This window comes from Mesorhizobium sp. WSM4829 (assembly GCF_055811475.1).
The window spans coordinates 49,611-63,724 of the sequence record NZ_JBVVQJ010000006.1 but is presented as its reverse complement, the minus strand read 5'-3'; the positions used below and the strand labels follow the sequence as shown (position 1 = coordinate 63,724).

Annotated in this window: 15 protein-coding genes and 1 riboswitch; of the genes, 8 read left to right on the top strand and 7 right to left on the bottom strand. The window is 63.1% G+C overall.

The genetic code is table 11. The features are described from left to right. Nucleotides 1–30: 30 nt before the first annotated feature. Nucleotides 31–645: a methionine biosynthesis protein MetW gene (gene metW / locus AC0L17_RS07905; protein ID WP_023797197.1), complete on the bottom strand. Its 615-nt coding sequence runs from the start codon at nt 643–645 to the stop codon at nt 31–33. A gap of 172 nt (nt 646–817) precedes the next feature. After that, entirely contained in the window at nt 818–1,987 is a 1,170-nt protein-coding gene (gene metX / locus AC0L17_RS07900) for a homoserine O-acetyltransferase MetX (protein WP_473493832.1), read from the bottom strand. 120 nt (nt 1,988–2,107) lie between these two features. Then, nucleotides 2,108–2,185: riboswitch (SAM riboswitch) on the bottom strand. 172 nt (nt 2,186–2,357) lie between these two features. Between metX and hisC the strand changes: the two genes are divergently transcribed. Together hisC and AC0L17_RS07890 are read left to right on the top strand one after the other, a co-directional pair. Beyond that, complete coding sequence (gene hisC, locus AC0L17_RS07895) at nt 2,358–3,467, top strand: histidinol-phosphate transaminase (RefSeq protein ID WP_473515403.1); 1,110 nt, start codon at nt 2,358–2,360, stop codon at nt 3,465–3,467. A gap of 6 nt (nt 3,468–3,473) precedes the next feature. Continuing rightward, entirely contained in the window at nt 3,474–4,409 is a 936-nt protein-coding gene (locus tag AC0L17_RS07890; protein WP_419694883.1) for a prephenate/arogenate dehydrogenase family protein, read from the top strand. 36 nt (nt 4,410–4,445) lie between these two features. Here the strand turns inward: AC0L17_RS07890 and AC0L17_RS07885 are convergent, their stop codons facing one another. Both AC0L17_RS07885 and AC0L17_RS07880 read right to left on the bottom strand, forming a co-directional pair. Continuing rightward, entirely contained in the window at nt 4,446–5,369 is a 924-nt protein-coding gene (locus AC0L17_RS07885) for a sugar kinase (protein WP_473515402.1), read from the bottom strand. A gap of 53 nt (nt 5,370–5,422) precedes the next feature. Further along, entirely contained in the window at nt 5,423–6,421 is a 999-nt protein-coding gene (locus AC0L17_RS07880) for a DUF2125 domain-containing protein (RefSeq protein ID WP_473515401.1), read from the bottom strand. Between the two features lie 117 nt (nt 6,422–6,538). On the opposite strand from AC0L17_RS07880, the gene AC0L17_RS07875 reads away from it, so the two are divergent. Further along, nucleotides 6,539–7,102, top strand: a complete 564-nt coding sequence (locus tag AC0L17_RS07875) for a gamma-glutamylcyclotransferase (RefSeq protein WP_473515400.1) — start codon at nt 6,539–6,541, stop codon at nt 7,100–7,102. A 51-nt stretch (nt 7,103–7,153) separates the two neighbouring features. Here the strand turns inward: AC0L17_RS07875 and AC0L17_RS07870 are convergent, their stop codons facing one another. Next, nucleotides 7,154–8,134: a quinone oxidoreductase family protein gene (locus AC0L17_RS07870; RefSeq protein WP_473515399.1), complete on the bottom strand. Its 981-nt coding sequence runs from the start codon at nt 8,132–8,134 to the stop codon at nt 7,154–7,156. Nucleotides 8,135–8,304: 170 nt separating this feature from the next. Here AC0L17_RS07870 and AC0L17_RS07865 point away from each other — a divergent pair, with 170 nt between their 5' ends. The 3 genes from AC0L17_RS07865 (at nt 8,305) to AC0L17_RS07855 (ending at nt 11,152) form a co-directional block, all read left to right on the top strand. Next, nucleotides 8,305–9,273 (top strand): GlxA family transcriptional regulator, encoded by a 969-nt coding sequence (locus AC0L17_RS07865; RefSeq protein WP_473515398.1) that lies wholly within the window; start codon nt 8,305–8,307, stop codon nt 9,271–9,273. A 166-nt stretch (nt 9,274–9,439) separates the two neighbouring features. Beyond that, nucleotides 9,440–10,387, top strand: a complete 948-nt coding sequence (locus AC0L17_RS07860; protein WP_473515397.1) for an aldo/keto reductase — start codon at nt 9,440–9,442, stop codon at nt 10,385–10,387. 147 nt (nt 10,388–10,534) lie between these two features. Continuing rightward, complete coding sequence (locus tag AC0L17_RS07855; protein WP_473515396.1) at nt 10,535–11,152, top strand: LysE family translocator; 618 nt, start codon at nt 10,535–10,537, stop codon at nt 11,150–11,152. Nucleotides 11,153–11,178: 26 nt separating this feature from the next. Here AC0L17_RS07855 and AC0L17_RS07850 read toward each other — a convergent pair whose 3' ends face one another. Together AC0L17_RS07850 and AC0L17_RS07845 are read right to left on the bottom strand one after the other, a co-directional pair. After that, on the bottom strand, nt 11,179–11,973 hold the full coding sequence (locus AC0L17_RS07850; protein ID WP_473515395.1) for a lysophospholipid acyltransferase family protein: 795 nt from the start codon (nt 11,971–11,973) through the stop codon (nt 11,179–11,181). Between the two features lie 79 nt (nt 11,974–12,052). After that, entirely contained in the window at nt 12,053–12,964 is a 912-nt protein-coding gene (locus tag AC0L17_RS07845) for a LysR family transcriptional regulator (protein WP_473515394.1), read from the bottom strand. Between the two features lie 106 nt (nt 12,965–13,070). Between AC0L17_RS07845 and AC0L17_RS07840 the strand changes: the two genes are divergently transcribed. Both AC0L17_RS07840 and AC0L17_RS07835 read left to right on the top strand, forming a co-directional pair. After that, the gene (locus AC0L17_RS07840) at nt 13,071–13,622 is read left to right on the top strand and encodes a carboxymuconolactone decarboxylase family protein (RefSeq protein ID WP_023797207.1); all 552 of its coding nucleotides are present in this window, start codon (nt 13,071–13,073) and stop codon (nt 13,620–13,622) included. Between the two features lie 20 nt (nt 13,623–13,642). Next, nucleotides 13,643–14,113, top strand: a complete 471-nt coding sequence (locus tag AC0L17_RS07835) for a nuclear transport factor 2 family protein (RefSeq protein WP_023797208.1) — start codon at nt 13,643–13,645, stop codon at nt 14,111–14,113. Nucleotide 14,114 lies beyond the last annotated feature (1 nt).

Sequence of the window (14,114 nt, the reverse complement as noted above, 5' to 3'; positions counted from 1 at the left end):
GGGCCGGCTGGCCGAAGCGACGGGTCGCCGTTATCGCTTCAGCAGGAACACCGCCTGCTGGCCAAAGAAATTCCAGAACCACCATGGCATCGACAGGCCGATTTTCTGGCCATTGGCGTCGAGCGCGGTTGCCTTTTCCACCGTTGCGCCGAGCTCTTCGCAGAGATTGACGAAGTCGCGGATGGTGCAGAAATGGATGTTGGGCGTGTCGTACCAGGAATAGGGCAGGTCCTTGGTCACCGGCATCCGCCCTTCGACGAACAGCGAAAGGCGTACCCGCCAGTGGCCGAAATTGGGGAAGGAGACGATGGCGTGCTTGCCGATCCTGAGCAACTCGTCGAGCACCAGCTTCGGGTTGCGGGTCGCCTGCAAGGTCTGCGACAGGACGACGAAATCAAAACCCTTGTCGGGATAGAATTTGAGGTCCTTGTCGGCGTCGCCCTGGATGACGGACAGGCCGCGTGCCACGCATTCGTTGACGCCGCGCTGCGACAGTTCCATCCCACGGCCGTCGACCTGCTTCGTTGCCTGCAGCAATTCGAGCAGCAGGCCATCACCGGAGCCGACGTCCAGCACCCGCGACTGCGGCGGGATGAGATCGGCGACGACTTCGAGGTCGACGCGCTGGGCGTGGTTGACACTCATGATCGTGGCCTTTGACTGGCGCATGACCTTGATCCGAAAAGTCTGCAACTTTTCGGGGCCATGCGCTGATGCCTGGCGCATGACCTTGATCGGAAAAGCCTGCAAACTTCAGGCGTCATGCGCTGCTGCCTGGCGCAAGATGCCGGTTCGAAAAGGCTGTAATCTTTGGGGGTCATGCGCTGAGCCCCCTGGCGCGGGCCGCCGAGGCGATGAAGCCGTTGATGGCGGCGAACAGCTCCGGCTCGTCGAGCAGGAAGGCGTCGTGGCCGCGATCGGTCTCGATCTCGACGAAGGACACCGAGGCGCCGGCCGCGTTCAGCGCGTGAACGACCGAGCGGCTCTCCTCGGTCGGGAACAGCCAGTCGCTGGTGAAGGAGACCAGGCAGAAACGGGTCCTGGTGCCGGCAAAGGCGTCGGCCAGCCGGCCGCCATGATCGGCGGCGAGGTCGAAATAGTCCATCGCCCGGGTCATGTAGAGATAGGAGTTGGCGTCGAAGCGGTCTACGAAGGTCATGCCCTGATGGCGCAGATAGCTCTCGATCTGGAAATCGGCGTCGAAACCGAAGGTGAGTGCTTCACGATCCTGCAGGTTGCGGCCAAACTTCCGGTGCAGGGCCGCCTCCGACAGATAGGTGATGTGAGCGGCCATCCGCGCCACGGCCAGCCCCTTTTCTGGACGCTTGCCCTGCTCGAAATACTTGCCGCCATGCCAGTCGGGATCGGCCATCACCGCCTGCCGGCCGACCTCATGGAAGGCGATGTTCTGCGAGGAATGACGCGCGCCGGTGGCGATCGGCAGCGCCGAGAAAACGCGCTCCGGATAGCTCGACGCCCATTGCAGCACCTGCATGCCGCCCATCGAGCCGCCGAGCACCGAGAACAGCTTTTCGATGCCGAAATGGTCGACCAGCATCAACTGCGCCCGCACCATGTCGCGGATGGTGATGATCGGCAGGTCGAGCCCGTAGGGCTTGCCGGTGACTGGATTGGTCGAGGCGGGGCCGGTCGAGCCAAGGCAGCCGCCGATGACGTTCGAGCAGATGACGAAGAAGCGGCTGGTGTCGATGATCTTGCCGGGGCCGATCAGCACTTCCCACCAGCCCGGCTTGCCGGTCACTGGATTGGTGCTGGCGACGTGCTGGTCGCCGGTCAGTGCATGGCAGACGAGGATGGCGTTGGAGCGGGCGTCGTTGAGCGTGCCGTAGGTCTTGTAGGCGATCTGGAATGGCGACAGCAGTGTGCCGGCATCGAGCTTGAGCGGCTTGTCGGCGCCGAAACGCAACACCGGGCTCGACGGCTCGTCGGCCTCGTTGTTAGTTCTTTTCGTGCGCAGCGCGACCATCGCATCCTCTTACATTAACCCATCGTGTTTTCCGAAAGTCGATTGCGATTTTCGGCTCGATGCGACTGTCCGGCCGGCTGCGGACAACAAAAAAACCGGCATTGCCTTCGCAAAGCCGGTTACAGGATGCAAACGGCCCTTTAGCGAGTTGTTTAACGTGGCTGCAAGCCGACCGGCCAAATCACCACGGGATTTCGCCTTTCTTTAGGACCGGCGCGCCTCGGCGTCAACGGCCAGTCACGCACCGATCATTGCCGCCTCTCGACATTCCAGGCCACGGCTTGTATTTCCGCGGCGGCTTCCAGTGTGGCGGATCCGAAATTCGCATCGCGTTGGAGCAGCGGAAGCGTTCTCGACGGATTTTTGCAATATGAACCAGGCATCGGATCAGGCACGTCCAACGCCCCGCCCGGGGATCATGGAGATCGAGGCCTATGTGCCGGGCAAAAGCACGGCGCCGGCCGGCGTTGCCAAGGTCCATAAATTGTCGTCGAACGAGAATCCGCTCGGCCCCTCGCCGAAGGCGATAGAAGCCGCGCGCGACGTTGCGGCCAAGCTCGACATATATCCCGACGGCACCGCCAGGCGCCTGCGGGAGGCGATCGCCGAGGTGCATGGCCTCAATCCGGCGAATATCGTCTGTTCCAACGGTTCCGACGAGATTCTGGGCCTGCTTGCGCAGACCTATCTCGCACCCGGCGACGAGGCTGTGATCACCGAACACGGCTTCATGGTCTACAAGATCTACATCCAGTCGGCAGGTGCTGTCCCGGTTTCGGTCAAGGAAACCAATGAGCGCGCCGACGTCGACGCGATCCTCGCTGCGGTGACGGCGCGTACCAGGATCATTTTCCTCGCCAATCCCAACAACCCGACCGGCACCTATTTGCCGTTCCAGGAGGTGCGCCGCCTGCATGCCAGCCTGCCTCGAAACGTGCTACTGGTGCTTGATGCAGCCTATGCCGAATATGTCCGCCGCAACGACTATGAAGCCGGCGTCGAACTGGTGGCTGGCGCGGAAAACGTGATCATGACCCGTACCTTCTCCAAGCTCGGCCTCGGCGGCGCGCGGATTGGTTGGATGTACGCGCCGATGCATGTCATCGATGCGATCAACCGGGTGCGGGGTCCCTTCAACGTCAACGCGACGGCGATCGAGGCCGGCATTGCCGCGATCCGCGACCGTGCCCATGTCGAGCGAAGCGTGGCGCATAACGAGACCTGGCTGACCTGGGTGAGCGAGGAGTTGACCAGGCTCGGACTGCGGGTGACGCCGAGCGTCGGCAATTTCGTCCTCATCCACTTTCCCGAAGACAAAAAACATTCGGCGGCAGCTGCGGACGATTACCTCTGTGCGCGCGGCTACATATTGCGGCGCGTTTCCGGCTACGGCTTCCCGAATGCGCTGCGCATGAGCATCGGCACCGAAGAGGCCAATCGCGGCGTTGTCGCCGCCATCGCGACATTTCTGAAAAGCTAGAACACCATGACATCACCGATGTTCGAAAAGATCGCGCTGGTCGGCATCGGCCTGATCGGCTCGTCGCTGGCCCGCGTAATCCATCGCGAAGGCCTTGCCGGTCATGTCGCCATCTCGACGCGCAGCGAAACGACGCTGGCGCGGGCGAAGCAACTCGGCCTCGGCTCCTTCTACACGTCGGATGCGAAAGAGGCGGTCGGCGATGCCGACCTGGTCATCGTTTCGGTGCCGGTCGGTTCTTCGGGCGAGGTCGCCGAGGAAATCGCACCGGCGCTGAAGCAGGGCGCAATCCTCACCGATGTCGGCTCGACCAAGGCGTCGGTCATCGCGCAGATGCAGCCGCATGTGCCTGCCGGCGTGCATTTCATTCCCGGCCATCCACTGGCCGGCACTGAAAAATCGGGCCCGGACGCCGGCTTTGCCGAATTGTTCGAAAACCGCTGGTGCATCTTCACGCCGCTACCCGGCACCGATCCCGAGGCGCTGGAAAGGCTCTCGGAATTCTGGCGCCGCTGCGGCTCCAACATCGACACGATGGATCCCCAGCATCACGACATGACATTGGCCATCGTCTCGCACCTGCCGCACATCATCGCCTATAACATCGTCGGCACCGCCGACGATCTGGAGTCGGTGACCAAGTCCGAGGTCATAAAATATTCGGCCTCCGGCTTTCGCGACTTCACGCGCCTTGCCGCTTCCGACCCGACGATGTGGCGGGACGTCTGCCTGCACAACAAGGATGCCATCCTGGAAATGCTGGCGCGGTTCTCGGAGGATCTGGCCTCGCTGCAGCGGGCGATCCGCTGGGGCGACGGCGAAAAGCTGTTCGACCTGTTCACCCGCACCCGCGCCGTGCGCCGCTCGATCATCGAGGCCGGCCAGGACATCGACGTACCGGACTTTGGCCGGCAGGCAGTCGAGCATCCGGCCAAGGGATAGAGCATCGACCCAAAAGCAACGGTTTTTGGCGCTGTCTCAGTCCGTCCAGTGAGCCGCCATCATCGCCAGTGTCTCGGCCCTGTCCGGCGCGCCCAGCCTGCCGCCGAAGCGCAGGCATTTGAGCGCGGCGGCGGCGCTGGCAAAGCGCAATGTCCGTTCGATCGGCATCGCCTCGGCCAGTCCGACGGCAAAGGCGCCGTGAAAGACGTCGCCGGCGGCAAGCGTATCCACTGCCTTGATCCTTGGCGCCGCGACGTGGCGCACCGACGCCACCGAGCGGTCGAACCACCAGCTTCCCGCTGCGCCGCCGGTCACCGCTACGAAAGCATCGGTGCGTCTGGCCAGCGCTTCACAGGCCAGCTGCGGGCCTTGCTCCTCGCCGCAGAGGATGAACGCCGCCGGCTCCGACGCGACGACATGCGAGGCGAGCGGAAACAGCCGTTCCAGCACGGCCCGTGGCGCGGTGTCGGCGTCAAGTATGGCTGGACGGCCGATTGCGCGCGCCGCCGTCAGGGCCAGAGCTGCCGCGCCCGGCCAGCGCACGTCGACCAGGACGGCATCGAATGCGGTGAGATCTTTTGTGGGGAGCGCTTCGGGGTCGGCCTGGGCGAGCTTGTCATAGAACGGAACGATAATGCGCTCGCCATGCGTGTCGACCAGGATGGCCGACAGCGCCGACCGCGCGCCGGCGACGCGCCGGACAAAGCTGCAATCGACGCCTTCGGCCTCAATGCCTGCGACCAGCTGATCGCCGACGAGGTCGTCTCCCGCGCTCGCCCACAGCGATACCTCCGCGCCGAGGCGGCGTGCGGCGCAGGCAGCGCTCGAAGCCATGCCCGAGGCGATCTGGACGCCGTCGGACGCGATGAACTTGCCCTGACGCGCCGGAAGCTTGTCGACGCGAAGGATCGTATCGAGCGTCAGCGCGCCAACACTCAGGAGCTTCACCGGGCGGTTCATTTATCTACCTGTTTGACCATGGTCTTTCCGAACTGGAGGTTCGCAATCATCGCCTAATCGACCGGCTCGATGCTGCCCAGCGGGATAAAACCGAGCGAGGCCTTGCCCTTGACGATCTTGAGCGGCATCGACGGTTCGTTGCCAAGCAGCGCCAGCCCGGCAAAGCCGGTTTTGATCTGGCTCTTCTGCTCGGGAATGGCCTTGCCGAGGATTTCCGCCACCGCCTTCGGATCGCTGAGCCTGATCATCAAATCGGCGTCGATCAGCCCGTCGGCATCGACCGAGACCGGCCCGGAAACGGTGACGCGCGCGCTTCCCGACGACAGATCGAGCTTGCCGATATCCACCGCCTGGCCGCGCAGGCTCTCTGTTTGTGTCTTGATCAGCGCCACGCCGTTCTTCAGCGTCACGTCGCCGCTGCCGTCGAGCGGCGGCAGCACGCGGCCATCGATCGCGCCCGGATCGATTTCGAGATCGGTAAAACTCCCGGCATAGTCGATGTCCTGGCCGTTCGGACGCAATTCTCCGGCCGCTGTCCCAGCGCTGAACAGCTCGACCGGGTCTGTGCCATCGGCCGGATCGGTCTGGGCTGACAGAGCCTCTGCCTCCAGTGAAACGCGCCGGGGCAGGGGCCAGGACAGGTTGACGTTCGCTCGCAGATCGTCCCAGTCGATCCACAGCGGCGCCATCCCCGGCACGGAGGTCCTGAGCGGCCCCCGCAGGTCGGCGCCAGGGGACAGGATCTGGGTGATGTGCGTGACTGCTTTGAGGCTGCCGAGCGAGGCGGCGACGTTCCTGCTGTCGTCCTGATAAGCCAGGCTGTCGCAGGAAATGGCGAAGCTTGAGGGGTAGCCGCTGACCGTGAGATTGGCGCAGTCCGCCTCGATGCCACTGCCGTTGAGTTCGGCCACCGCTATGTCGGCTTCGCTCTTGACCTTGTCTGCCAGGTAGAACCAGCCGGCACTGTAGAGGCCGAACAGCACGACGATGAAAACGCCGAGCCAGAACAGCCGGCGGAGAAAATTCGGCGGGCGTTCGTCATTTGACGTCATGCTGCGGCTCTCGTTGGCGCGTGTTGCAGAGGTGTCGTTTCCGGCAAGATCGGGTAGACGGAGACGGATTGAAAAAAACACCGATTCCAGTGCGGTGCTGCAACCAGGCTTGGCGATATGGGCGATTTTTGGGTTTTTGGCTACGGCTCGCTGATCTGGCGGCCGGGATTTGCGCATGTCGAGACGCGGCGGGCCCGCCTCCATGGCTATCGCCGCTCGCTGTGCGTCTACTCCTTCGTGCATCGCGGCACGCGCGAACGGCCCGGCTTGGTGCTCGGCCTCGACCGTGGCGGCTCCTGCATCGGGCTGGCTTTCCGCGTCCCCGGCGATCTGCGCAACGAGGTCATCACCTATCTGCGCGAGCGCGAACTGGTCACCAATGTCTATCTCGAGCGCATGCTTAGCATTCGCCTCGACAATGACGCTACGAACGGCGAGACGGATGGGGGGGAGACGGTCTCGGCGGTCGCATATGTCGTAGATCGTGCCCACGAGCAATATGCCGGCGCGCTCCATGCCGCCGATGCAGCGGCCGTCGTTCGCGGCGCCGTCGGCCAGTCGGGAAAAAACGAGGATTATGTGCTCAGCACGCTAGAGCACCTCGAAGCGCTGGGGATCCGCGACCATTGGCTGGAGGAGGTGGCGAAACGGATCGGATCGCGATCTTCTTTCGTTGTTTGACCGTGATCCCGAAAACCGTCGCTTACCTTCGGTTCGGGATCATGGTCCGGGTTACATCCTGAAAATCTGCTTTCCGAGATCGGCGCGATCCAGGCTGGATGTCACGGCGAGTTCGAACTCCGCCAGTGGATGGATGCCACCGACAGGGACATGGAAATCGGGTTGGCCGAAGATGTCGACAATCTCGCGCAACACTGGCCGGTCGGCTTCGACAGGCGGCGAAAAGAAATAGCGGTAGATATTTGCCCTGATCTCGAGGCCGCTCAGCAGCACGTCGAAATTGTGCAGTTCGAAACGCTCGGTGCTCATGCCGCCATTGATAACCACCTGCCCGCCCATCGCCAGGGTGCGGATCAACTCGCCACTGACGGGTCCGCCGACATTATCGATGATCCCGTTCAGCCCGGCGCCGCCGGTCATGTCCATGATCGCTTCCCGGATGTCGACCTTCAAACCCGACAGATCGAGGGTGGCTGTGGCACCAAGCCTCTTCAGGTCCAGCCCGTCGTGAGAGCGTCGCACGAGCGCGATCACGTTGATGCCGCGCCGTTGGGCGAACTGCATAACCATCGTCGAAACCGATGAATAGCCGGCCGTGACGGCCAGCCACTGTCCAGGCTGCACACGGGAATCCGCCAGCAGGTCCCAGGCGGTGATAGGGTTCACCATCTGCCCGGCGCGTTCGACCGGATAGCCGGTGGGCAGCGGGATCAGCCAAGCGGCCGGAACGGCGGCATATTCAGCCCAGCTGTTGTAGTAGCTGAATGCGACAACCGTGCCCGGTTTCAAGGCGACGTTCGCGCCCACGGCCTCGACAATGCCGGCGCCATGGTTTCCGGCGATCTGGCGGGGGAAATGCGGCTTCTTCGGTTCGGGATAGAGGTTCTGGATGAACAGGAAGTCGCCAGGATTGACCGAGGCGGAGACCATCCTGAGCAGCACCTCACCGTCGCCGATTCGCGGCATGGGCACGTCGCCGAGATAGAGCACGTCCTGCGGCGAGCCGATTGCGTCGAATACAACTGCTTTCATGGCGGTCTCCAATAAAGGGCGATCTGGCCATGCAATCTGGACGCGGCCAGATCGCAGGCACCGGTGTTTGCATCGGCGTCGCGGAACCTAAGGCTGCTGGCAAAAAATCGGAATTGGCAGATTTGACAATCTATGTGCTAAACTTGCCATAGCTGTTCAAAGGAGCCATCTTGGACAATCGTCCCGTTCACGCCGTGATCTGGCTGCCGTCGACGTTCTATTCGGCTGTCGCCGCGACGCTTGTCGAAATGTTCGAGCTGGTGAACACCATTCGCGGCGCGCCGGCGATTTCCTTCGAATTCGTGGCACGGCAGGCCGACGCCACGACGACGCGTGGAATCTCCTTTCACACCAGACGCGAACCCTCGCAGCGCATGGACCTGCTGATTCTGCTGGCCATGCCCGGCATGCAAGTCCCGGAGCTTGTTGCCGCGCTGGAGGAAGAGAGCCGCCACGCCGCGCCGCTTATCGCAAGGGCGCAACGCGACGGCGCCATTATCGCCGCGCATTGCGGGGCCGGTTACTTCTTGGCAGACGCCGGTCTTCTTGACCGAAAGCGCGCGACGATCTCCTGGTGGCTGAAGACCGATGCCCAGCGCCGCTTTCCGAAGGTGCGTTGGGACGCTTCACGTGTGCTGATCGGGGACGGACGGATTTATACTTGCGGCGGCGGTTTTTCAGGCCTGGAGCTCGGCAAGGCGCTTCTGCGGGATCTTGGCTTCGCCAGGGAGGAGGGCCTGGTTCGCAAGTTGCTGGTGCTGCCGCCGTCGCGGCAGATCCAGACACCCTACGAGTTCCCGCTCACCGATCTGCTGCCTTCGCAAGAGCCGTTCCGCGACCGGCTCGAAACGTTGTCCAGAAAACAGCTCGGAGCGCTCGACCTTGCCTTCCTTGGTGCGCAGCTCGGTCTGTCGCCGCGAACGCTTGCGCGCCGGTTTTCCGATGAATTGCACACCACTCCCGGCCGATGGATCCAGGACCGGCGCCTTGAGGCCGCGAAGGCGCTTCTTGAAAGCACCAAGCTCGGTATCTCGGAAATATGTTACCAGGTCGGATACCGGGATACGGCGTCATTCAGCCGGCTTTTCAACCGCGTGGTCGGACTGCCGCCTGGTGAATACCGGCGCCAGAGCCAGTAGGCATCGGCTGGAATGTGGAGCGCGGCGGATCGCGCCCCTGGGTCGCGCCCTTGTGAAGCACTGGTCCGTCGGAAAGAACGGCTAGGCCTTTGACCTCGGCGCGAGTGAGACCTAGGTAAGCGAGGGCTTTTCGCCCCGATCCTTCCCATCCTCACGGAGATCAGTCTTGCAGAAACGTCGTCTCGGTCAAACCGACCTGTCCATCGCGCCACTGGTTCTGGGTGGCAACGTCTTCGGCTGGACCGCCGACGAGAAAACCTCTTTCGACCTGCTCGACCGGTTCGTCGGCGCCGGCCTCAACGCCATCGACACCGCCGATTCCTATTCGCGCTGGGTTCCCGGCAACACGGGCGGCGAATCCGAAACGATCATCGGCAAATGGATGAAAAGCCGCGGCAATCGCGACAAGGTTGTGGTGATCACCAAGGTCGGGTCGGACATGGGGCAGGGCAGGAAAGACCTCTCCGCGGCCTATATCGAAAAGGCCATCGATGCGTCGCTGCAGCGGCTGCAGACCGAAGTCGTGGATCTCTATCTGTCGCACTGGCCGGACCCGGCCACCCCTTACGAGGAAACGCTTGGCGCCTATCAGAAGCTGCTCGACAAGGGCAAGATCCGCCACGTCGGCGCGTCCAATCTCGATGCTGGCCAGTTGCGTGCCGCGCTGGACGTGGCCAGCTTGCGGGGCCTGCCGCGCTATGCGGTGCTGCAGCCGGAGTATAATCTCTACGATCGCGCCTCTTTCGATGGGCCGCTGCGCGATCTGTGCGTGGCCGAGGATATCGGCGTCATCACCTATTTCAGCCTCGCCAAGGGGTTTTTGAGCGGCAAGTACCGCAGCCAGGCCGATCTCGGCAAAAGCGCGCGTGGCGACGACGTGAAGAACTATCTCAACGCGCGCGGCATGCGCATCCTGGCGGCACTCGACGCCGTATCGGGACGTCACGCGGCCAAGCCGGCGGAAGTGGCGCTCGCCTGGGTGATTGCGCGGCCCGGCGTCACCGCGCCGATCGCCAGCGCCACGACATTGGATCAGGTAGACAGCCTCGTCCGCGCCGCATCATTGGAGTTCGGTCCGGACGATATCGTCGAACTCGACAGCGCGAGTGCTTAGACGCCAGCGCGCAGCGGTAGCTCGATCAAACAGCAGCCAAGAGCCGTGCGCGGCCTGCGCCGGAAGGCTCCCTGCACGATCGTTCAAGACGCCCTGTTGTGCCTTGCCATACCATTGCCGGCATCGCGCCTGGATACTGGTATACAGATGGCCGAACAGGTCTTTTCCCATCCGGAACTATGGCAGCAATTGCTCGCGCTTGTGCTGGAATCGGCGGTCGTGATGGGCAGTCCGGGGCCGGCGACGATAAGCGTCACCGCCGTTGGCGCCGCCTTCGGCCCGCGCGATTCGCTCCGCTACGCCTCGGGCATCATTCTTGGTACGGTCGCCGTGCTTTTGGTCGTGGCGACGGGCATTACGGCCACGCTCGCCTCTGTGCCGACGCTCACACCCCTCCTGGCGGTGGCATCCGCAGCCTACATCCTCTACCTCGCCTTCAAGATAGCAACGGCCCCGCCTCTGGCAGCGCGTACCGGCGGCGCGGCGCGTCCCACATTCCTCGGCGGGTTTCTTCTGGCCGTTGCCAACCCAAAAGCCTATGTGGCGATTGCCGCCGTATTTGCCGGCACGTCGTCCGCTGGTGAGCTCGATGCAGGTCTCAAGCTGGCGGTCCTCGCTTCGATGATCATCGCCATCCATGTCCTGTGGCTTCTCGCCGGGGCAGCGTTTGCGCGCTTCCTGCGCAAGCCGCTGGCGTCGCGGATCATCAATCTGACGTTCGCGGCAACACTGGTTTTGACCACGGCGCTGGCTGTGATTCCCTAGGGGACAGTGCCGCAAGCTTAGATGGTTCAGGTCGGGGTGTCGGAGCCAAGTTCCCCCAGCCGCTTTACCGCCGTCGGCGGCATTGGCGGCGGGTTTGGCGCCTGGGACGCCTCGATGAGCAGCTGGTCGCAGGCGGCTTCCGTCCCGCCGATCAGCCGTTCCATGAATTCTTCCTTGCCCAAACCCGCCGGGATCGGCGGCAGGAAGCGGGCCTTGATCGTGCCGGGATAGCGCAGGAATTTCCGCCGCGGCCAATAGAGGCCGGCGACATGGGCGACCGGCACCACCGGAATGCCAAGCTGGGTATAGAGCTCGACGATGCCGTATTTATAGGCCGGATCGTCGCCCGGCGCCCGGCGCGTGCCCTCGGGATAGATGATCAGCTGGCGGGGATTGCGCGCCAGTTCCTGCCTGGTCGCGGCGACCACCGCTTTCAGCGCCTTCGAGCGGCTGCCGCGGTCGACCGGGATCATTCGCATTTTCAGGATGTACCAGCCGAAGAACGGGATCCAGGTCAGTTCCCGCTTCAGGATGTAGATCGGATCCTGCAGGAACGGGAAAAAGGCGATCGCGTCCCAGAAGGACTGATGCTTCGGCGCCAGGATGAAGGAACCCTCGGGTAGGTTTTCCTGGCCGGTGATCTCGCTTTTGGTGCCGGCGATCTTGTCATAGAGCCACATGCTGGTGTGTGACCAGAATTTCGGCACGAACCAGGCGCGGTGGCGCGGCGACAGGAAATAGTACGGGGTCCAGAGGATCATCTGGACGATCAGATTGACGTAGAAGACGAAGTTGAACGCCAGCGAGCGGACATAAAGCATGCAGGAAGAGCCCGGTGAGGAGGTGTGCGTTGGTTACACCAAGCGCGGGCAAAAAGGAAACGGTGCGATGGCCCGTTCGTCAGGTCTGCCACGTCTCTTGCACCAGCCGTTTCTTCAGGCGTGGGGCGGCGAAATCGAGGAACGCACGCAGTTTCACCGGCAGCAGACCCTGGCCGGCATGCACGAGGCTGACCGGCCATGGCTGCGGCTCGAATGCCTCCAGCACGGTGCGGAGGGTGCCCGACCGCACTGCAGCTGTGATCTGGTAGGAAAGCACCCTCGTCAACCCGATGCCGGCAATCGCGGCATCGATCGCCGCTTCCGCGGTGTTGACCCGAAGCCGTGAGCGGATCGGAACGGTGAGTTCGGTCTTGCCCGTGGCAAAAGTCCATGCGGCGGGAGCGGTGAGTCCCTCGAAGGTGACGCAGTCGTGTGCCGCGAGGTCTTTCGGCGTCCGCGGCGTGCCGTGCTCGGCCAGATAGGCAGGGCTCGCGCAGACAACGCGCCGAATCGAGCCGATGCGGGTGGCCACCAGACTGGAGTCGGGAAGCTGGCCGATGCGGATGGCGAGATCGATGTGCTCCTCGGTCAACTGGGTTATCCGGTCCGCAAGCATCAGCCGAATAGCTACGTCGGGGTAGGCAGCGAGAAAGCCGGTGACGACCGGCAGCACATGCAGGCGGCCAAAGACGATCGGTGCGGTGATGATCAGTTCGCCTGTCGGGGCGCTGTATTCGCCGGCGGCAGTCCGCTCGGCCTCGCCGACCTCGTCGAGAATGCGACGGCAGGCAGCGAGGTAGGCGTGACCTGTGTCGGTCAGCGTCAGCTGCCGCGTCGAGCGATTCAGAAGACGCGTCTTCAGATGCCGCTCCAGGTCGGAGACCTTGCGGCTGACCGTTGCAAGCGGGATGCCGAAATGGCGTCCGGCGGCCGAAAGGCTGCCGGCCTCCGCCGCGGCGACAAAAAGCGACATGGCCTCGAGGCGATCCATATTTCTCCCGGAAAATGGAAGGATAGGTTGCAAATATGGCATCTACATCCGAGCGATGGAAGGGGCCATGTTTTGGCGGCGAGCTGATCAACGAGAAGGAATGCCGATGCCCCGTATCCCTACACCAGCGTCCATAGAGGCCGCGCCTGCTGCGTCGCAGCCGATGTTACATGCCGTCGAGAAGCAACTCGGCGTCGTGCCTAACCTCTTCAGGCTTGTTTCCAATAGCCCGGCTGCGCTTGAAGGCTATCTCAGCCTGTCTGGAGCGCTTGCCAAAGGCCGACTGCCCGCGCCGACGCGCGAGCGCATTGCTCTGGCGGTTGCCGAGGTCAATGGCTGCAACTACTGCCTTTCCGCTCACACCTATCTCGGCAAGAATCTCGCCAAGCTTGATGATGCCGAAATGGTCGCCAATCGCGCGGGCAGTTCCAACGATCCCAAGGCCGCCGCAGCCGTGCGTTTCGCCACCAAGATTGCGCGCGACCGCGGCCATATCGGTGACGAGGATCTCAGCGCCGTCAGGCTCGCAGGCTACGACGATGCGCAGATCATCGAGATCGTCCAGCATGTCGCTCTCAATGTCTGGACCAACTATGTCAATGAGGTCGCCAGGACGGAAATCGACTTTCCGGTCGTTTCTGCCCGCAGGGCAGCCTGAGTCAGTCGCAAGGAGTTCCCATGTCTGAAAGCCGCCCGCCGCTCCCGCCATTCACCGCCGAGACCGCCGCACAGAAGGCACGCATGGCTGAGGATGCCTGGAACTCCCGTGATCCGGCACGGGTCGCGCTTGCCTACACAATCGACAGCCGCTGGCGCAACCGGGCCGAGTTCCTGCAAGGGCGCGAGGCTATCCAGACATTCCTCACACGCAAATGGGGTCGCGAACGCGACTACCGGCTCATCAAGGAGGTCTGGGCCTTCCGCGACAACCGTATCGCCGTGCGTTTCGCTTATGAATGGCACGACCACAGCGGCTCGTGGTTTCGCAGCTACGGCAATGAGAACTGGGAGTTTGATGAGCTTGGATTGATGCGCCTGCGCATCGCCAGCATCAACGACCTGCCGATCCTCGAGGCCGACCGCAAATATCATTGGCCGCTTGGCCGCCGGCCGGACGGTCATCCCTCTCTATCGGAACTCGGCCTTTGAA